Below are 19,727 nucleotides of genomic sequence, written 5' to 3' on the forward strand. Positions count from 1 at the left end.
GGGACAACGGCCGGAGGTTACGGATCGGGCGCCTCGGACGGTCCTGTGTATACTTGCGCGACCTATTCCGCCACCCCGCACCCTCCACGCACTTCAGGTATGCAAGAAACCACCCTCGGTGTCGCCATCATCGCCAAAAACGCCGCGGCGCGACTGGCCGAATGCCTGCAGGCCGTGGCCTTCGCCGATCAGATCGTCGTGATCGACGGCGGCAGCACCGACGGTACCGCGGACATCGCCCGTGCGCACGGCGCGCGCGTGCTCGAGCAGATCGACTGGCCGGGTTTTGGCCCACAAAAAAACCGCGCCGTGGACGCGCTCACCACCCGTTGGATTCTCTCCATCGACGCCGACGAGATCGTCTCGCCGGAACTGGCAGCGGCAATCCGCGCGGCGCTGAGCGCTCCCACCGCCGACGTCTATGCGGTGGACCGGTTGTCGAGCTTTTGCGGCCACTGGATTCACCACAGCGGCTGGTATCCGGACTGGATTCCGCGCCTGTTCAAACGTGGCGCCGCGCGTTTTTCCGACGACCTCGTGCACGAGCGCCTCGTGTTCGACACGCCATCGCAGCGCCTGACCGGCAAGCTGATGCACTACTCCTACGAGGACTTCGAAGGCGTATTGCGCAAGCTCGACGCGTATTCGACAGCGGGTGCGCAACAACGTCATGCGGCAGGCAAGCGCGGCAGTTTCGGCAAAGCGCTCGGGCGCGGCGCCTGGGCGTTCGTGCGGACCTACGTGCTGCGGCGCGGATTTCTCGACGGCCGCGCAGGTTTCATGATCGCGGTGTTCAACGCCGAAACGGTGTACTACCGGTTCTTGAAGCTGGCGCGGCTCGGAGAAAAGACGCGGCGGTAGGGGCCGGCGCGCGTTGACGGCGTTGGCGGTTTTGCCCACGCCGTGGCGTGGACAATCCAGACATCAATAAACGATTTCGATCGAGCTTCCGGCAAACTCGCCACGCAATGCCGCGAGCAGTTCGTCGGTCGGCTTGACGCGCCACGCGTCGCCCAGACGCATTTCGCCTTGCGCATTCTCGCTGCGATAGACCACCTGCACGGCAAGGCCGTTCGGAATCTGCACCGCCTGGCGCTGACCACCGCCGCCATAGCCACCGCCGTTGCGGCCACCACCGCCTCCATTGCCGCCCCGTGACGACGCCGCCGGCGCCGGTGCGGCTTGTGGCTCGTCCTTACCCGCGCTATGCGCTTCGAGCACGCGCCGCAATGCCGACGCGTCCGCATTGCCGTTCATCTGCACCTTCACGGCTTCCGCATAACGGCAACGGGCGCGGCCGAGATCCATCACTGTATCGACCGTGAAGCGGATGCCGCCCGTGAATGCGTCGTTACGCGCCGAGCCTTGCACGACCAGCAGTTCGTCTTCCTTGAAGAGTTGCTTATGCGCCTCGAAGGTCTCGTTGAAGACGGTCACTTCGCATTGACCGGTACCGTCGTCGAGCAGCGCAATCAGCATCTTGCCGCGCTGTGTCATCTGCGTGCGCAGCGACGCGATCACGCCAGCGACAAGCTTGTCGCGCCCTTCCTTCAGCTCGCCGATCTTCTGGCGCACGAAACGGCGCACTTCGTCCTTATAGGCGTCGAACAGATGGCCCGACAGGTAGAAGCCTAACGCGCCCTTCTCTTCCTGCAGTTTCTTCTTTTCGGGCCACTCCGGCTCGTCGACCAGCTCGTGCCCTTGAGACGGTGCATCGCCCATATCGAACAAGCCGGCCTGCATCGCGTTGGCGCTTGCCTGCTCGGCGGCTTCCATGGCCAGCGAGACGGAGGCGATCAGTTGTGCGCGATTCGCGTGCAACGTGTCGAACGCACCGGCGCGGATCAATGCTTCCACCGTGCGGCGATTGACGATCCGGCGGTCGACCCGGTTGCAGAAGTCGAAGATGTCGACGAACGGGCCTTCTTCGCGCGCACGCAGGATTTCTTCGATCGCGTTCTGGCCGCTGCCCTTGATCGCGCCGAGACCGTAGCGGATTGTTTTCGACCGTTTGCCGTCCGCTTCCGCGACCGGTTCGAAACGGTACGCCGACAGATTGACGTCTGGCGGCAGCACGGCCATCTTGTTCGTGAGGCAATCCTCGAACAGGATCTTGACCTTGTCCGTGTCGTCCATGGCGAGCGACATATTCGCCGCCATGAATTCGGCCGGATGGTGCGCCTTCAGCCAAGCGGTGTAATACGCTAGCAACGCATACGCAGCAGCGTGCGACTTGTTGAAGCCGTAGCCCGCGAACTTCTCCATCAAGTCGAAGATTTCGTCCGCTTTCTCGCCGGTCAGCCCGTTTTTCGAGGCGCCCTGGCGGAACAGCTCGCGATGCTCGGCCATTTCCTCGGCCTTCTTCTTACCCATCGCGCGGCGCAGCAAGTCGGCGCCGCCGAGCGAGTAGCCGCCGATGATCTGCGCCATCTGCATCACCTGCTCCTGATAGACCATGATGCCGTAGGTCTCTTTCAGAACAGGTTCGACGCGCGGATCCGGATACTCCACCACTTCGCGGCCGTGCTTACGCGCGCAGAAGCTTGGGATCAGGTCCATTGGGCCCGGACGGTACAACGCGACCAGCGCGATGATGTCCTCGAAGCGGTCGGGCTGCGCGTCTTTCAGCATGCCTTGCATGCCGCGGCTTTCCAGCTGGAACACGGCGACCGTGTTCGCTTTCTTCAGGATCGAGAACGACGCAGCGTCATCAAGCGGCACCTGCGCGAGCGACCAGTCTTGCTTCGACGGATCGAGACGGCGGATATAGCGCTCGGCCCAGTCGAGAATCGTCAGCGTGGTGAGGCCCAAAAAGTCGAACTTCACGAGGCCGACGGCTTCGACGTCGTCCTTGTCGTACTGGCTCACAACGCCGCTTTCGTCGCCCTGCGTATAGAGCGGGCAGAAATCGGTCAGCTTGCCCGGCGCGATCAGCACGCCGCCGGCATGCATACCGACGTTCCGCGTGAGGCCTTCCACGCGTTGCGCGAGTTCGAGCAATTGATGCACTTCGTCTTCGTTGTCGAAGCGCTCCTGCAGCAGCGGCTCTTCCTTCATCGCGTCGGCGATGGTGACGTGTTTGCCCGGCTTGAACGGAATCAGCTTCGCGATCCCGTCAGTGAACATGTAGCCGAGATCGAGCACGCGGCCGATATCGCGCACCGCTGCCTTCGCCGCCATCGTGCCGAAGGTCGCGATCTGCGACACCGCGCCTGCGCCGTACTTCTCCTTCACGTACTGAATCACACGGTCGCGGCCGTGCTGGCAGAAGTCGATGTCGAAGTCGGGCATCGAGACCCGTTCCGGATTCAGGAACCGTTCGAACAGCAGGTTGTAGCGCAGCGGGTCGAGGTCGGTCACGCCGAGCGCATACGCGACCAGCGAGCCTGCACCCGACCCCCGGCCCGGACCGACCGGCACGCCGTTGTTCTTGGCCCAGTTGATGAAGTCCGCAACGATCAGGAAGTAGCCCGGGAAGCCCATCTTGATGATCGTGCCGCACTCGAATTCGAGGCGCTGGTAATACGTTTCGCGCTGCGCCTCGCGCTCCGCCGTATCCGGATACAACTGTTCGAGACGCTTTTCGAGGCCCTCTTTCGACAATTGCACGAGGTAGTCGTCGAGCGACATGCCGTCGGGTGTCGGAAAGAGCGGCAGCTTCGGCTTGCCGAGTTCGAGCGTCAGATTGCAGCGCCTGGCGATTTCGACACTATTGGCGAGCGCCGACGGAATGTCCGCAAACAGCCCCGCCATTTCCTCTTGCGTACGGAAATACTGCTCGGACGTAAAGCGTTTCGAGCGGCGCGGATTCGCCAGGATGTCGCCTTCGGAAATACACACGCGTGCTTCGTGCGCGGTGAAATCGTCCGGTGTCATGAACTGCATCGGGTGAGTGGCCACCACCGGCAATTTCAGCGACGCCGCGAGCGCAACCGCCTGCTGCACGTACTGCTCGCCGCCCGGCTGACCGCACCGTTGCAGTTCGATATAGAAGCCGCCCGGAAACACCTTCGCCCAATGCAGTGCATTGCGTTTGGCCGCTTCTTCGTTGCCGGCGGCAAGCGCGAGAGCAATGTCACCCTGTTGAGCCCCCGACAACGCAAGCAGGCCCTCACCCAGACCGGATTCGAGCCAGCCGGCTTCGATTTCCGCGCGACCGCGATACTGATTGGTGAGCGACGCCTTGCTGAGCAGCTCGCACAGATTCAGATAGCCGCGCCGATTCTTGACCAGCAGCAGCAAACGCGAAGGCTTGTCGCGGTCGTCGGGATTGGTGATCCAGACGTCGCAGCCGGCAATGGGTTTGACCCCTTTGCCGCGGGCTTCCTTATAGAAACGGACGAGGCCGAACGCGTTGCCGAGGTCGGTAAGGGCGAGCGCACCCTGACCGTCTTTGGCGGCGGCCTTGACGATGTCGTCAAGACGCACGATGCCATCGGCAATCGAGAATTCGGAATGGACGCGGAGATGAACGAAGCGGGGATCTGACATGGGCGACATTGTAACTCCACCCTTCCGGAGTTTTCAGGCCAAAACCGCGCGTTAGCCCCTCGGCTTAGGAGCGAAACGCGGGAGCGCCGCAAGAGCACCACACGCCGAAGTTTTGCGGGCGATTTGCGCTGCCGCAACAGACTGGCCATTCGGCCGAGTCGGACGAAGCGCCAGCTTGAGGGATAATACGAGTTTCGCCCTATTCGACGTGGCCGCGCCGCATGGAACCTGATGCGGGCAGTTCAATGCGCCCCCATTTCCACGCTGCCGGGCACTTCTTACCGCTGGACACACATGAGTATCGTCAATCTCGCCGCGTATCATTTCGCGACTATCGAAGACACCGCCGCATGGCGCCCGCTCGTCACTGAGCGCTGCAATACGCTCGGCTTGCGCGGCACCGTCCTGCTGGCGCCGGAAGGCATCAACCTGTTCGTCGCCGGCACTCGCGAAGCCACGGACGCGTTCATCGACTACATCCGCCACGACGCGCTGTTCGAAGGCAAGTTCGCCAATCTGCAGTTCAAGGAAAGCCTGTCGGACAAGCAGCCGTTCACCCGTATGCTGGTCAAGCTCAAACGCGAGATCATCACGATGAAAAAGCCGGCGATCCGCCCGGAGCTTGGCCGCGCACCGTTTGTGGACGCCCCCACGCTGAAAAGCTGGCTCGACCGCGGCCATGACGACGAAGGGCGCCCCGTCGTGATGCTCGATACGCGCAACGCATTCGAAGTGGACGTCGGCACCTTTGACGACGCGCTGGACTACCGCATTACGAAATTCAGCGAATTTCCGGAAGTCATCGAGCAGAACCGCGCCGACCTCGAAGGCAAGACGGTGGTGTCGTTCTGCACAGGCGGGATTCGCTGCGAGAAGGCGGCGATCCACATGAAGGAAGTCGGCATTGAGAACGTGTACCAACTCGAAGGCGGCATCCTGAAGTATTTCGAGGAAGTCGGCGGCGCGCATTATCACGGCGACTGCTTCGTATTCGACTACCGCACCGCGCTCAATCCGCAGCTGGAGCCCACCGCGACCGTCCAGTGCTTCGGCTGCCGCGCGGTGGTGACGCCGGAAGCGCAACAATCGCCGATGTACGTGGCGGGCAAGACGTGTCCTGAATGTCATCCAGACAGCAAGGCGGCGCACGCCGCGTGATGCCGGCAACCGCTTCCGCTGCGTCGCGGCGAACAGCGCCGCACGCGGGGCAACGCGGCTGAGGGCGTTACGACCCGGTGCGTAGGCTGAAGCGGATGATGCTTCGAACCCGGCTGGCCATGCGACGTTGCGGCTTGGCATGGCGAACGCTCCCGATCCATCACGTTTGTTCCGCAACGATCCTTCCATCGAATCTATGAGCTATCGCGGACGCTTTGCACCGTCACCCACGGGGCCATTGCATTTCGGCTCGCTGGTGAGCGCGCTCGCAAGCTGGCTGGACGCGCGTGCCCATAATGGGGTGTGGCTGGTGCGCATCGAAGACATCGATGGCCCGCGCACGGTCCCGGGCGCCGCCGATGACATTCTCTCGACCCTCGACCGTTTCGGCATGCATGCCGACGAGCCGCCTGTCTGGCAAAGCCAGCGCATGGCGCGCTATGAGGAAGCACTGGAACAATTAAAGGCGGCCGGTCTGGTCTATCCCTGCGGTTGCACGCGCAAGGAGATTGCCGACTCGCTGCTGCACGTGCACGCGCGCAACACGACGCTCGCCTACCCAGGCACCTGCCGCAGCGGCCTGCATGGCAAACCGGCGCGCGCCTGGCGCCTGCGCGTACCCGACGGCGACGCGGCGGTGATCACATTCGAGGATCGCTGGCAACGCATGCAGACACAGAACCTGGCTACCGAGGTTGGCGACTTCGTCCTGAGGCGCGCCGACGACCAGTGGGCGTACCAACTGGCGGTAGTGGTCGACGATGCGGACGCGAGCATAACGCACGTCGTGCGGGGCGAGGACTTGATGGATTCAACGGCCCGCCAGATTTACCTTCAGCGTTGCCTGGGCGTTCCGACGCCGTCGTATTTGCACGTACCGGTGGTCACGAACGACCAGGGCGAAAAGCTCAGCAAGCAAAACGGCGCAACCGCGCTGGACAATGACAAGCCACTTGAGACGCTACGTGCAGCCGCGCGGCACTTGGGACTCGAGATGGACGACGAACATGCGACGCTAGAAGATTTCTACACCGCCGCAACGGCGGCATGGGCAAAGCGCATGGCCGTGCGAGTACAGCGCGAGCGGGGGGGACGGGTTTGAAGAGAAGTACCGCTACGGCGCGCGGAGCGCTGCCGGAAGAATGACGGCCTTGTCACCGTGGCTGAATGTGCGAGAACACGGATTCCAGATGCACCACTACCGTGGCTGCGCGGGGGACCCGCTTAAGAATTAGCGGATTGAGCCGCTTTCTTTGCTTATCTTTCTTTGCGGCGGCAAAGAAAGTAAGTACCTGCCCCGCACAGGGGCGACGCTAATAAACCACTAACAAATCAAGAAAAGGCCAACACCCCAATCACGCAACCCCAGGAAACCCAAAAAACTCAGGAAGACGACGACGAAGACTTCCTTGGCATCCCAAACCCACCAAGCAGTGCAGCCAACGGCTGTTTAGAAGCAGCCTTCTGCGGAGCACCAGACGAAGAAGCAGCAGCAGCCTCTTCAACCTTCCGAACAGAAGCCGCCGAAGGCTCATACGGCTTGAGAAAGAAATCATCCACAGGCTGCGCCCGATGATGATGCGGCCGATCAAACGAACCCGACGACGAAGCCCCCGACCGCCGACGACCACCCCGCTCGTCACGGCCTTCTGCACGGCCGTCACGACCATCCACACGCTCACGCCGCGGCGGACGCTCTTCATGGTGATGCCGCACCGGCGCATCCACGGTCAGGTGCTGCACATCCAAAGGCCGCTTGATCAGCTTCTCAATGTCAGCCAGCTGCTTCCGCTCATTCGGGCTACACAGCGACAAAGCATCACCCGAAGCCCCAGCACGCCCAGTGCGCCCAATCCGGTGCACATAATCTTCCGCGTTAAACGGCAGATCGAAATTAATCACAGCGGGCAACTCGGCAATATCCAAACCACGCGCAGCGACGTCCGTGGCAACCAAAGCTTCGATCTCACCACGTTTGAACGCATCCAGCGCCTGCATCCGTTCATTCTGCGTCCGGTCACCGTGAATCGCGGTGGCGACCACACCGTCGCGCTCCAGACTCCGCGCCAGACGGCTTGCACCGATCTTGCTGTTACAGAACACGATCACCTGCTTTAGGCCGCGGTCGCGAATCAATTTAACGACCGCGCCGGTCTTGTCGCCCTCGGCCACTTCATAAACGATCTGCGTCACATTGGTCGCAGTCGAATTGCTGCGCGCGACTTCGATCGTCTGCGGGTCGCGCAGATACGTGGCGGCCAGTTTCTTGATTTCGCCCGAGAACGTGGCCGAAAACAGCAGCGTCTGACGCTCCTTCGGCAGCAGGTTCAGGATGCGCTGCAAATCCGGCAGGAAGCCCATGTCGAGCATCCGGTCGGCTTCGTCGAGCACAAGAATCTGCACCTGGCCGAGATTGGCGGTCTTCTGCTGCACGTGATCGAGCAGACGGCCCGGCGTGGCGATCAGAATCTCGACGCCGCGGCGCAGTTGCTCGGACTGCGGATTCATGTCGACACCGCCGAACACCACGGCGCTGCGCAGCGCCGTGTGCTTCGCGTACGACTGCACGTTCGCGGCCACCTGGTCGGCCAGTTCGCGGGTCGGCGTGAGGATCAGCGCGCGCACCGGATGGCGGGCGGGCGAGGCGCTCGTGCTGGCCTGCGGCAGCAAGCGCTGGATGATCGGCAGCGAGAAGCTGGCGGTCTTGCCGGTGCCGGTTTGCGCCGCGCCCATCATGTCACGGCCCGCCAGCACGACAGGAATCGCCTGCTCCTGGATCGGCGTAGGGATGGTGTAGCCCGATTCTTTGACGGCTTTCAGGATGTCGGGCGCGAGACCGAATTGATCAAAAGTCGCAGTGCTGGGCGTGACGGCTGTGTCGGACATGGTGGCTTTCGCTAAAAATGCGCTTGGCGCGGTGCGCGCGGCAGCGGTCGGAACCGCAGAGGGCATCAGGATGAAGGCGGAGCCACGGCGTTCCGCACGGGACCCGTCAGTACTACGGGAAAAATGCGGCCGGCTCCGGCCGGCGGAAACACCCGCCGGAAAGGCCGGTATTGTAGCACTTCAGCAAAAACACTCATGGCGCATCTGCCGGCTTTCTGCTTACGTCGGCGAAAGCCAGCCGGCTCGCCCGGTATGCGGGCGTCGGCAAATCGCCGCGAAGCGCCGTGGCGCTCCGCTGGCAGCGTAGTTCTAACACACGACAGTTGCGTGACAACGGGGTCCGATGCCCCCGGCCGTCACCACGTCTTCCGCATCACCATCAACCGCATCTCAGTCATGTCCTCGATCGCGTAGCGCACACCCTCGCGCCCGAGGCCCGAGTCTTTCACACCGCCATACGGCATGTTGTCGACCCGGAACGACGGTACGTCGTTGATCACCACGCCGCCCACCTCGAGCACATCCCACGCGCGGTGCGCATGGGCGAGCGAATCGGTGAACACGCCGGCTTGCAGGCCGAAGTCGCTGTCGTTGACGGTCGCAAGCGCCGCGTCGAAATCGTCGAAACACTCCAGAATCGCCACCGGGCCGAAGGCTTCCTTACGATAAAGATCGGTGTCGCGCTTCACGCCTTCGAGCAGCGTGGCCTCGAACATCGCGCCCTCCACTTTGCCGCCCGCGACGATCTTCGCGCCCGCCTGCACCGCGCTGTCCATCCAGCCGGCGAGACGGTTGGACTCCGATTCCGAGATCATCGGCCCGACAAAGGTCTTTTCGTCCTTCGGATCGCCCATGATCAGCGTCTTCGTCTTCGCGATCAGCTTTTCGCGCAGGGCATCGTAGATATTCGCGTGCACCAGAATCCGCTGCACGCCGATGCAACTCTGCCCCGACTGATAGAACGCGCCGAACGCCAGCCGGTCGACCACGTAGTCCAGTTTCCCACCCTGATCGCCGTCGACGATCGCCGCCGCGTTGCCGCCCAGTTCCAGAATCACCTTTTTCTTACCGGCCTTTTTCTTCAGTTCCCAGCCCACCGCGGGCGAGCCGGTGAAGGACAGCAGCTTGAAACGCTCGTCGGTGGTGAACAGGTCGGCGCCGTCGCGATGCGCCGGAAGAATCGAGAACGCGCCTTTCGGCAAGTCGGTCTCCGCCAGAATCTCGCCCATGATGAGCGCGCCGACCGGCGTGCGGCTCGCCGGTTTCAACACGAACGGCACGCCGGCCGCGATCGCCGGCGCGACCTTGTGCGCAGTCAGATTCAGCGGAAAATTGAACGGCGAGATAAACGAGCACGGGCCGATCGGCACTCGCTTCACATAGCCGTGATAGCCCTTCGCCCGTGGCGAAATCTCCAGATTGATGATCTCGCCGTCGATGCGCACCGACTCTTCAGCCGCCACCTTGAACGTGTCGATCAGACGCGTGACCTCGCCTTTCGAGTCGTTGATCGGCTTGCCAGCCTCGATACACAGCGCAAGCGCCAATTCGTCGTAACGCTCGCGAAACCGCTTCACGCAGTGTTCGAGCACGGCCTGACGCCTGAACGGCGGGAACGCGCGCATTGCGGGCATCGCTTCGACGGCATAGCCGATCGCTTTGTCGATCGCCGCTGCGTCCGCCATCGCCACGCGGGTCGCCACTTCGCCGCTGAATTTATCCGTGACTTCGAGATCGGTGTTGGCGGCCACCGCAACGTTGGCGAGGTAGTACGGGTAAGTCTTGTTCAACATGACGCGTTCTCCTTGATCCAATGCCTGACATCAGCCATGCAGCCGGCAAGGGCTAGCCCCATTGCCACTCATGGCGCTCATGGCGCTCATGGCTGTTCCGCTCATCAACGTTGCGCTCAAAGCTGCGCGGAGAGCCGCTTGATTTCGCGATTCAGCACGCGCTCGTTGTCTGAGTAATCAATCGGCAGATCGATTACGTGCACACCCGGCGTCGCGAAGCATTCGCGCAGCAGCGGCGCAAATTCCGCGGCCGATTCAATGCGATGTCCCTTCGCACCGTAGCTCTCTGCATACGCGACGAAATCCGGGTTGCTCAGCGTCATGCCGTAGTCCGGGAAGTTCATGTTTTCCTGCTTCCAGCGGATCATGCCGAACGCGTCGTCGCGCAAAACCAGGACCACCAGATCGAGCTTCAGACGCACCGCCGTTTCCAGTTCCTGCGAGTTCATCATGAAGCCGCCGTCGCCGCACACGGCCATGACCTTGCGGTCCGGGTGCACGATCTTGGTCGCGATCGCCGACGGCAAGCCGGCGCCCATCGACGCCAACGCGTTATCGAGCAGCAGCGAATTCGGTTCGTGCGCGCGGTAGTAGCGCGCGAACCAGATCTTGTACATGCCGTTGTCCAGACACACGATGCCGTCTACCGGCGTGGTCTCGTAGACGTCGTTCACGATCCGCACCGGGTACATCGGGAAACGGTCGTCGTGCTGGCCCTTGACCAGATGCGCCTCGAAGTGCTGCTTGATCTCCTTGAAGCGCGTGAAGTCCCAGTGTTCCTGACGCTCCTTGAGGCTTTCCTTGAGCTGCCACACCGCGTTCGCGATATCGCCGACCACTTCGATCTGCGGGAAATAGACCGTATCGACTTCCGCGCCGAGAAAGTTGACGTGAATCACCGTCTTCTCGCCGGCATCGCCGCTGCGCATGAAGAACGGCGGCTTCTCGATCACGTCGTGGCCCACATTGATGATGCAATCCGCGTGGTCGATCGCGCGGTGCACGAAGTCGCCGTCGGACAAGGTTGCGTTGCCGAGCCACATGGGGTGCGATTCGTCGATCACGCCCTTGCCCATCTGCGTCGTAAAAAACGGAATGCCGATCTGGTCGACGAATTCGCGCAACATCTTGGTGGTGGTCTTGCGGTTGCCGCCCGCGCCGATCATCAGCAAGGGATGCTTCGCCTTCGTAATCGCTTCGACCGCACGCGCCACGGCTTTTTCTTCGGCGACGGGACGGCGGCTGAAGCTCTTCGGAATCGGGTGGCCGTCGCCCTCCTCGTGCGCCACGTCTTCAGGCAATTCGAGGTGCGTGGCGCCGGGCCGCTCTTCTTCCGCCTGACGGACCGCCTCGCGCACCGCGGCCGGAATATTGCCGATCGACACGATCTGCCGCGTGTACTTGGTGAGCGGCTCCATCATCCGCACCACGTCGACGATCTGAAAATGCCCCTGCTTGCTGGTCTTGATCGGCTTCTGCCCGGTCACCATCAGCATCGGCATGCCGCCTAACTGCGCGTACGCAGCAGCGGTCACAAAGTTGGTCGCGCCCGGACCCAGGGTTGCCAGACACACACCGGTGCGGCCGGTGAGGCGTCCGTACGTGGCGGCCATGAAACCGGCCGCCTGTTCGTGACGCGTAAGAATCAGACGAATTTTGGAGCGGCGCAGCGATTCGAGCAGATCGAGATTTTCTTCACCGGGAATGCCGAACACGTACTCGACACCTTCGGCTTCCAGCGATTTGACGAACAGGTCCGATGCTTTCATGGAGGGTCTCGCTTGATGAAACGGACACGGGCCATGGGCCCGCCCGTTGAGGTCCGGGATCGGACGATCGAAGACGACGGCAAAGACGGCCAACGCGATGCGTGCAGCGTGAGGCATGGCTTGCCGGTACAACGGATGCCACGCCGGACAGCTTACTACTCGAACGGAAAGGATGCGCGCAGGCGGGCAGTGCCGCAAGGCGGGGGCAGACGTAAGGCAAGACAGATGGCGTGTTTGGGGAAAACCGCCGCATCATGCTCAGCGGTTGATCGTGATGCAGTCGGACAGCATGGGCGGGGCATTTTCGCCGTCTGTCGCGTCGTACAGATCGGCGCGCGGGCCTTTGGTCCACCAGGTGTAGCTGCCGGCCTGATACCTTGCGCCGGAGGCCGATATCGTGTTGACGAACAGCAGTTGCCGGCCCTTGACCGGCACGAGCGCGAAGCTTTGCCCGTTCGACGTGTTCCAGTAGGTCACTTGCAGAACCTTGCCGGTCGCGCAGGTGTATTTGTGCGTCTGGCGATTCCTGGCCTGCATCTCGGCCAGGTTCAGTGGCGCAGCCCATGCATTGCCGCACAGCGCCGCGAGACCCGCTGCCGTCGTGACTGCAACACACCATTTCTTCATCGGATGCCTCGATCGTTTTTGCACATCTAGCACGGGCGGCGCGCCCTGGTTTGCGACCGTGGTTGCGGCCCGGTCACACTACCCTGCACCGCCGGATGATCGCTCGTGGAGCTATCGTGAAGCAGATGTGAACCGCTTATGGATCGATCACAGCGGCGCAAGCGTCGGTCGGCGCGGCGGCGACGTGCCCGACGAGCGGCACGATCTTCAAACCGGCCGACGCGACCCGGCACGGCGCAGCGGCGAGGCCGCACCCTGTCAGCACGGCACACAACGCGAGCACGACGCCCAGTGCGCCGAGACGGCCGAACCTTCCAGACCGCATGTTCCTGCGGGACGCCACGGCCATACGCACCTCTACTTCAACGAACTTCAATGAGTCGGGTTTCGCGCGCGGCGAGTGTGGGCGGCGCGCGAGTACTTCACTTCACGTCACTTCGATACGCTGCGGCACCGCAAGGCAGCGCGCGTCGATGCGCGTTACTTCGTGGACACAGGGCGCACCGCCCCCGCGGACTGTTTCGCGCGCGAGCGGGCTTCGTCGATCGTCTCTCCGGTGGCCAGCGCCACGCCCATGCGGCGCTTGACGAAACTCTCCGGCTTGCCGAAGAGACGCAGATCCGCATTCGGCACGGCCAACGCCTCGGCGACGCCCTCGAAAGCGATCGCCGTCTCGTCCAGGCCGCCGTAAATCACCGCCGACGCGCCCGGCGCCCGCAGCGACGTATCCACTGGCAAGCCGAGGATCGCGCGCGCATGCAGTTCGAACTCCGAGAAGCGTTGCGAGCACAGCGTGACCAGACCCGTATCGTGCGGACGCGGGCTGACTTCCGAAAACCATACGTCATCGCCACGCACGAAAAGTTCCACACCGAACAGGCCCCGGCCACCCAGTGCCGCCGTCACCTTGTGCGCCACTTCGCGCGAACGTTCCAGCGCAAGCGGGCTCATCGGCTGCGGCTGCCACGACTCGACGTAGTCGCCCGCCACCTGCACGTGGCCGATCGGGTCGCAGAAATACGTGCTGACTTCGCCGCTCGCCGGATCAATCGCGCGCACCGTCAGCTGGGTGATTTCGTATTCGAAGTCGATAAAGCCTTCGACGATCACGCGGCCGTGATTCACGCGGCCGCCCGCCATTGCATATTGCCAGGCGGTTTCGACGTCCGCGTCGCTCTTCAGCACCGACTGCCCCTTGCCCGACGACGACATCACCGGCTTCACCACGCACGGATAACCGACCTTGGCGATGCCCGCGCGCAGTTCTTCAAGCGAATCGGCGAACGCGTACGGCGAGGTCGGCAGGCCGAGTTCTTCGGCGGCCAGCCGGCGAATGCCTTCGCGGTTCATGGTGAGCTGCGTGGCGCGCGCGGTCGGAATCACTTCGGCGAGGCCGTCGGTTTCGATGGCGGCTAGCGCGTCGGTCGCGATCGCTTCGATCTCGGGGACGATCAGGTGCGGGCGTTCCTGTTCGACCAGCGCGCGCAACGCGGCGCGGTCGGTCATGTCGATGACGTGCGAACGGTGTGCGACCTGATGGCCCGGCGCATTCGGATAACGGTCGACGGCGATCACTTCGACGCCCAGCCGTTGCAGCGCGATGATCACCTCCTTGCCGAGTTCGCCGGCGCCGAGCAGCATGACACGCGTGGCGGATTCAGAAAGGGGCGTGCCGATCCGTTGGCCGATCTGCATGGGGTCTCCAGAAAAAAGTCGGATGAGGGTGGGCTTGGGTAGGACACGATGTTAACATGCGCACCCCGATGCGCACCCCGACGCACACTTCAATGTGCACCCCGACCCGCACCCGCTCTCACGCCGTTGCGCTCGCGTGCGGCGAGCCTAGTGCGTTACCCTTACGCCTTCGCCAGTTTGAAGAGGAACGACGTCATGCTCCAAAGCTCCTCCGCGCGACGTGTTGCGCGCTTCATGCCTTATGCACGCACCGCCATCGCCGCGTTGAGCGTCGCCGCGCTATGCAGCGCGTGCGCCATCCCGAAGCATCCCGACTCGGAAGCCCCGCCGCCCGATCCGTTCAATCCGGCCGCCACCCAGTTGCTCGACGACACCAGTTGGGTGCTTAGCGGCTGGAAACAGGCCGACGGTACGGCACGCGCGATTCCGTCCGCCGATCAGGGCGCGCCGATCACGCTCGTGCTTTCCACCGACAAAGGTCAGCGTCACGCCAGCGGCTTTTCCGGCTGCAATCGCTATATGGGTTCGTACGCGCTGAAAGACGGCAAGCTGAGCTTCGGCACGCTGGGCGGCACACGCATGGCGTGCGCGACGCCGGGCGGACAGATCGAAGGTCCGTATCTCAACGCGCTGACGCACATCGATCGCACCGGGGTGCAGATGCGCGCGCCGCAGCAGATGCAACTCGTGCTCGATAACGGCGACACGCTCACGTTCGACCGCAGCGCCAAATGAGCGGTACGCGCGCCAATAACCGGATGCGCCGCCGCAACCGGTCCTGTCCGCATGGCGCGCGGGCCTCGGTAGCGGCCGTTGTTTTTCACTGACGGCAGGTCGCGGGCAGGCCTGCTTTCCCATTTGACGCAAGCATATTTGCGTTTGTCTTCGAAGCATCGTGCTTCGCCGGTTAAACTCGACGGGTTGCGTTTTTGCGCGTCCGTCATTCGTTGATGTCTAGCATGCACACGGTAGTTTTCGGCTGGTTCGGCGGGTCAGCCGTCTGGTTCATTCCTCTTTTGTGGCGTCTCGTGAAGTCGGCGCTGCCAGGCGGCGCAGGTTTGCGCGGCCCCGGCACGATCCGCCTTTGGCTCGGCTTCGTCTGCGTGATGGTGGCAAGCTGCACGCTGGAGGCGTCGCTGATCGGCGCGACCGGCGTGAATGGCTTCGGCCATGCGCTCGCGGCGGGCTTCGGTCATCTGCTCGGGCATATCGGCACGCCGCTCGCGGCGCTCGCCGTGCTCGTGATCAGCCTGCCCTGGCTGATCGACTTCCGCTGGCGCGACGTCGCCGCATGGGCCGACGCCGCCTTCGGCCTCGGCCTGTCACGCGGCCTCGCCAAACGCGACGAGGAAGCGCGCCGCCATCGCAGTGTCGATGACGGTTTGCCGTCGCACGGATCGCCGTCCACCAATACGATGGCGCCTAAAAGCAATGGACGTTATGCGCGCCCGGCCGTCTGGCAGTCGCCTGCGCGTGGCCGCGGCGCGGCTGCGGCTGGCGGCGCGGCGGGTGCGGCGGCGGCGAGGGATGCAGCGGCGCGCGGCGCCGGGGCGAACTGGCGTGCCGGCGCGGTGAAGACGCGCAGTCAGGCCGCGCAGGCAGAGCCGGTGCTGCGTACGGCCGCCGGGACGCCGCCGCGGCAAGTGCCGATGCCGGCGCAGACGCCGGCACAGACACAGACACGCTTGCTGAACGCGGATAGGGCGGCTGCATGGATGCCGGCCGAGCCGGTTGCGCCGGCCGGGTGGCTGCGTGAACCGGCAACGGCGCCACGCGCCACGGCCTCGCCGATATCGTCCACATCGCCCGCTGGTTCGGCTGCAGCATCGGGAACGACTGCAACGCCGGCTCGCGGTGGTGCATCGCAAGTTGGCCGGCGCCCGGCTGGCGAGCAACGTCCGGCGGGGTCATCGGCAGCCGGCTCGGGCATGACGGGTGGAGCCGGTCTCGCGGGCGCAGCGGGTGCAGTCGCCGCGACGGCGGCTGCGGCACAAGCGACGCACGCCATGGCGGCAACGCGAATGGCGTCAGGTTCAACAGCCGGTTCGGCAACTAGCCCATCGGCTGGCGCAGGCCGTCCGTCGACGATCCAGGGTTCAGCCACTGGCGCATCTCAAGGAAGTCCCTCCACGGCGGCCCAGCAGCCGTTCCCGTCCGCTTCTCGCGCGAACACCAGCGCCACGCCGACGCAGTCAACGCGGCGTCCGGCGCCCAGCTATACCCGGCCGATGGCCTCAGCTGAGAAAGTCACGCCGCCGGCCAGCGTCCAGGAGACGCTTCGCAGCATCGCGGAAAACGCCGCGCGCTGGACCGACATCGCCGGCGTCAGCCTCGCGCGCAGCAGCGGTGCGGAAAACACCATAGTCGCGACGCCTCCGTTGGATACCGAGCCATCAGTCGAGGCTGGGCAATCGGGCGTGGCTTCGTTGCATGAAAGCGAAGTTGAAAAGGTCACGGCGCCGGAAGTCGGCGCGTTTTTGCAGGACGTAGTTGAAGCCGCACCGGACACTGCGTCGGTGCAGCCTCAAGTTGAAACGCCGCGGATCGAAGCCGTATCCGAGGCGCCGATCGAGGAAGACACCGCGCCCGTCGTGCAATGGCCGATTGAGCCGCCGGTTATCCAGACAGCGGTGGCCGCGGCGACCGCGTCGGAGGCGGCATTGGCCCCGGCATTGGCGTCGGTATCGGGTCCAACGTTGGCTCCTGAAGTGCGTCCGGAGCTGGCGTCGGTATCGGCTCCGGTTCTGGCATCAACTCCGGCTCCATCATCGTCTTCGTCACCGGCCGACGCCGATGAATCGGTTGAGGCGGAGGCACACGCAGAAGCATCCGCACTGGCGGAGGCATCGACGCACACACAAACAGACGCACCCGCACCCGCCACGCAGCATGCTGCGCCGGTGCCCACCCCCACGCCGTTTCAAATCTTCGCGGCCCGGTTGCAGACGAGCGAAGCGCAATCAGACGTGCCGCCTTTTGTCGAAGACGAAGCCGCACAAGCGCACACCGCGGCGCCCGAGCCGATTGCCGAAATCGCCAGCGATAAAACGCCGATGCATTGGGAAACCGGAATCCATGCTATCGCGCCGCTGCAAGCCCCGGCGCCGGCAGATGTGCCGCATGCAGTCAGCACCGGCGCTCCGGGCATCGCCACTGCACCGACGCATCACGCCGTGCCGCCATGGCACGTGCCGAGCGCGAGCGAAGCGCCCGCGCCAGTCGAAGAAGAAACAGCGGACACCCCTGCCCTATCGGATGGTTCGCCCCTATCCGACGGTTTGAACTCGTCATCCGCCTTTGCCGCTTCGACCGTCGCCGCCGAAGTACAGCCGCAAAGCGCCGCATCGCCCGCGTCGAATGTGGTTCGCTTCCCTGGCTTCGCGGTTCAGCCCACACCAGCGGCCTCTGCCACCATCGCCGACGAAACCGTCGACGGGCCGGGTTACGCGCCGAACGCCCCGGCAGCATCGGGCTTCGCCACCACCCAAACTGCGGCTTCTACCACCCACTTCGTAACCGAATCCGCTGAGCCTACCGAACCCACCGAACCCGCGGTCCAGCGCACGCCGCCGCGCGGCCACAGCCCGGCCAACGGCTTCGAATTCCACGCGCCCGCGGCATCGATGGTCGAGTTACCAACCCTCGACCTGCTAGCAGCGGCCGATACCGACGTCGAGCCCGTCTCCGAAGAAAAGCTCATCGAAACCGGCCTGCTGATCGAGCAGCGTCTGCAGGAATTCAAGGTACCGGTGACGGTGGTCGGCCATTCGGCTGGGCCCGTCATCACGCGCTTCGAAGTCGAGCCGGCGCTCGGCGTGCGCGGCAGTCAGATCGTCGGTCTGATGAAGGACCTGTCGCGCGGCCTCGGTCTGACGTCGATTCGCGTGGTCGAGACGATTCCCGGCAAGACCTGCATGGGTCTCGAGTTACCGAATGCCAAGCGGCAGACGATCCGCCTGTCCGAAATCATCGAAGCCAGCGTCTACCAGAACTCGCATTCGCAATTGACGCTGGCGATGGGCAAGGACATCACCGGACATCCGGTGGTCGCCGATCTGGCAAAGGCGCCGCACATGCTGGTTGCGGGCACCACCGGGTCGGGCAAGTCCGTGGCGATCAACGCCATGATCTGCTCGCTGCTCTTCAAGGCGACGCCTGAAGAAGTGCGGCTCATCATGATCGACCCGAAGATGCTGGAACTGTCGGTGTACGAAGGCATTCCGCATCTGCTCGCACCGGTCGTCACCGATATGAAGCTGGCGGCCAACGCGCTGAACTGGTGTGTCGGCGAAATGGAAAAGCGCTATCGGCTCATGTCCGCGGTCGGCGTGCGCAACCTGGCCGGCTTCAACCAGAAGATCCGCGATACGGAAGTCAAGGGCAAAAAGCTCGGCAACCCGTTCTCGCTGACGCCGGAAGCTCCCGAGCCGCTCGCGCCGCTGCCGCTGATCGTCGTCGTGATCGACGAGCTGGCCGACCTGATGATGGTCGCGGGCAAAAAGATTGAAGAGCTGATCGCGCGTCTCGCGCAGAAGGCGCGCGCCGCCGGTATTCACCTGATTCTGGCGACACAGCGTCCGTCGGTGGACGTGATCACCGGCCTCATCAAGGCGAACATTCCGACGCGCGTGGCGTTCCAGGTGTCGTCGAAAATCGACTCGCGCACGATTCTCGATCAGATGGGCGCCGAATCGCTGCTCGGCCAGGGCGACATGCTGTTCCTGCCGCCGGGCACGGGTTACCCGCAGCGCGTGCACGGCGCATTCGTCGCCGACGAGGAAGTGCATCGGATCGTCGAGTATCTGAAGCAGTTCGGCGAACCGCAATACGAAGAAGGCATTCTCGATGGCCCGGCTACTGAAGGCGCGTCGCAGGATCTGTTCGGCGACACGCCGGATGCCGAAGCCGATCCGCTTTACGACGAAGCCGTCGCCTTCGTGGTGCGCACGCGGCGCGCGTCGATCTCGTCGGTGCAGCGGCAATTGCGCATCGGGTATAACCGCGCCGCGCGCCTCGTCGAGCAGATGGAAACGGCGGGCCTGGTGTCTGCCATGGGTATCAACGGCAGCCGTGAAGTGCTTGCACCGGGACCGGCGGAATAAACAGGGCGGGCCGGTAACTGCCCCAAAAACCCGCATAAAAGTACGGGCCGCTTCGAGCGGCCCGTACTTTTATACAACGCGCGTATTCAGATCACTATTCAGATCACGCCAGGTCAACAAACGCTTACGCGCATCCGCATTACACGCCGAACGGATGCTTGCTCGTATTCATGTCGAGCACTGAACGCGGCCCCACCCATGGGCAT

Annotated in this window: 12 protein-coding genes; 5 read left to right on the forward strand and 7 right to left on the reverse strand. The window is 63.7% G+C overall.

The window, feature by feature from the left end:
* Positions 1 to 99: 99 nt before the first annotated feature.
* A complete protein-coding gene (locus B0G76_RS39785; RefSeq protein WP_120298209.1) occupies positions 100 to 861 on the forward strand; it encodes a glycosyltransferase family 2 protein in 762 nt (253 codons plus the stop codon).
* A 63-nt stretch (positions 862 to 924) separates the two neighbouring features.
* Here the strand turns inward: B0G76_RS39785 and dnaE are convergent, their stop codons facing one another.
* Entirely contained in the window at positions 925 to 4,500 is a 3,576-nt protein-coding gene (gene dnaE, locus B0G76_RS39790) for a DNA polymerase III subunit alpha (RefSeq protein WP_120298210.1), read from the reverse strand.
* A gap of 285 nt (positions 4,501 to 4,785) precedes the next feature.
* On the opposite strand from dnaE, the gene B0G76_RS39795 reads away from it, so the two are divergent.
* The gene (locus B0G76_RS39795; RefSeq protein WP_120298211.1) at positions 4,786 to 5,649 is read left to right on the forward strand and encodes a sulfurtransferase; all 864 of its coding nucleotides are present in this window, start codon (positions 4,786 to 4,788) and stop codon (positions 5,647 to 5,649) included.
* A 196-nt stretch (positions 5,650 to 5,845) separates the two neighbouring features.
* Positions 5,846 to 6,751, forward strand: a complete 906-nt coding sequence (gene gluQRS, locus B0G76_RS39800; RefSeq protein ID WP_120298428.1) for a tRNA glutamyl-Q(34) synthetase GluQRS — start codon at positions 5,846 to 5,848, stop codon at positions 6,749 to 6,751.
* A gap of 281 nt (positions 6,752 to 7,032) precedes the next feature.
* On the opposite strand, the gene B0G76_RS39805 is transcribed toward gluQRS, so the two are convergent.
* The 6 genes from B0G76_RS39805 to purT all read right to left on the reverse strand — a co-directional run bounded on the left by B0G76_RS39805 (position 7,033) and on the right by purT (position 14,419).
* Positions 7,033 to 8,535 (reverse strand): DEAD/DEAH box helicase, encoded by a 1,503-nt coding sequence (locus B0G76_RS39805; protein WP_120298429.1) that lies wholly within the window; start codon positions 8,533 to 8,535, stop codon positions 7,033 to 7,035.
* Between the two features lie 356 nt (positions 8,536 to 8,891).
* Positions 8,892 to 10,328, reverse strand: a complete 1,437-nt coding sequence (locus tag B0G76_RS39815) for an aldehyde dehydrogenase family protein (protein ID WP_120298212.1) — start codon at positions 10,326 to 10,328, stop codon at positions 8,892 to 8,894.
* Positions 10,329 to 10,444: 116 nt separating this feature from the next.
* Complete coding sequence (locus B0G76_RS39820) at positions 10,445 to 12,097, reverse strand: acetolactate synthase large subunit (protein WP_120298213.1); 1,653 nt, start codon at positions 12,095 to 12,097, stop codon at positions 10,445 to 10,447.
* Positions 12,098 to 12,355: 258 nt separating this feature from the next.
* Complete coding sequence (locus B0G76_RS39825) at positions 12,356 to 12,724, reverse strand: MliC family protein (RefSeq protein WP_120298214.1); 369 nt, start codon at positions 12,722 to 12,724, stop codon at positions 12,356 to 12,358.
* 136 nt (positions 12,725 to 12,860) lie between these two features.
* A complete protein-coding gene (locus B0G76_RS39830) occupies positions 12,861 to 13,073 on the reverse strand; it encodes a DUF6726 family protein (protein WP_120298215.1) in 213 nt (70 codons plus the stop codon).
* A 131-nt stretch (positions 13,074 to 13,204) separates the two neighbouring features.
* Positions 13,205 to 14,419 carry a formate-dependent phosphoribosylglycinamide formyltransferase gene (gene purT, locus B0G76_RS39835; protein WP_120298216.1) on the reverse strand — a complete coding sequence of 405 codons (1,215 nt, stop codon included), beginning with the start codon at positions 14,417 to 14,419 and terminating at the stop codon, positions 13,205 to 13,207.
* A gap of 195 nt (positions 14,420 to 14,614) precedes the next feature.
* Here purT and B0G76_RS39840 point away from each other — a divergent pair, with 195 nt between their 5' ends.
* Together B0G76_RS39840 and B0G76_RS39845 are read left to right on the forward strand one after the other, a co-directional pair.
* A complete protein-coding gene (locus B0G76_RS39840) occupies positions 14,615 to 15,154 on the forward strand; it encodes an META domain-containing protein (RefSeq protein ID WP_120298217.1) in 540 nt (179 codons plus the stop codon).
* 224 nt (positions 15,155 to 15,378) lie between these two features.
* Positions 15,379 to 19,521 carry a DNA translocase FtsK gene (locus B0G76_RS39845; RefSeq protein ID WP_120298218.1) on the forward strand — a complete coding sequence of 1,381 codons (4,143 nt, stop codon included), beginning with the start codon at positions 15,379 to 15,381 and terminating at the stop codon, positions 19,519 to 19,521.
* The last annotated feature ends 206 nt before the right edge of the window (positions 19,522 to 19,727 follow it).

This window comes from Paraburkholderia sp. BL23I1N1, from assembly GCF_003610295.1.
In the GTDB taxonomy this organism is placed as follows: domain Bacteria; phylum Pseudomonadota; class Gammaproteobacteria; order Burkholderiales; family Burkholderiaceae; genus Paraburkholderia.

Coding starts and splice junctions, on each gene's coding strand:
- B0G76_RS39785 (WP_120298209.1), top strand. CDS start 100: ATGCAAGAAACCACCCTCGGTGTCGCCATCATCGCCAAAAACGCCGCG.
- dnaE (WP_120298210.1), bottom strand. CDS start 4,500: ATGTCGCCCATGTCAGATCCCCGCTTCGTTCATCTCCGCGTCCATTCC.
- B0G76_RS39795 (WP_120298211.1), top strand. CDS start 4,786: ATGAGTATCGTCAATCTCGCCGCGTATCATTTCGCGACTATCGAAGAC.
- gluQRS (WP_120298428.1), top strand. CDS start 5,846: ATGAGCTATCGCGGACGCTTTGCACCGTCACCCACGGGGCCATTGCAT.
- B0G76_RS39805 (WP_120298429.1), bottom strand. CDS start 8,535: ATGTCCGACACAGCCGTCACGCCCAGCACTGCGACTTTTGATCAATTC.
- B0G76_RS39815 (WP_120298212.1), bottom strand. CDS start 10,328: ATGTTGAACAAGACTTACCCGTACTACCTCGCCAACGTTGCGGTGGCC.
- B0G76_RS39820 (WP_120298213.1), bottom strand. CDS start 12,097: ATGAAAGCATCGGACCTGTTCGTCAAATCGCTGGAAGCCGAAGGTGTC.
- B0G76_RS39825 (WP_120298214.1), bottom strand. CDS start 12,724: ATGAAGAAATGGTGTGTTGCAGTCACGACGGCAGCGGGTCTCGCGGCG.
- B0G76_RS39830 (WP_120298215.1), bottom strand. CDS start 13,073: ATGGCCGTGGCGTCCCGCAGGAACATGCGGTCTGGAAGGTTCGGCCGT.
- purT (WP_120298216.1), bottom strand. CDS start 14,419: ATGCAGATCGGCCAACGGATCGGCACGCCCCTTTCTGAATCCGCCACG.
- B0G76_RS39840 (WP_120298217.1), top strand. CDS start 14,615: ATGCTCCAAAGCTCCTCCGCGCGACGTGTTGCGCGCTTCATGCCTTAT.
- B0G76_RS39845 (WP_120298218.1), top strand. CDS start 15,379: ATGCACACGGTAGTTTTCGGCTGGTTCGGCGGGTCAGCCGTCTGGTTC.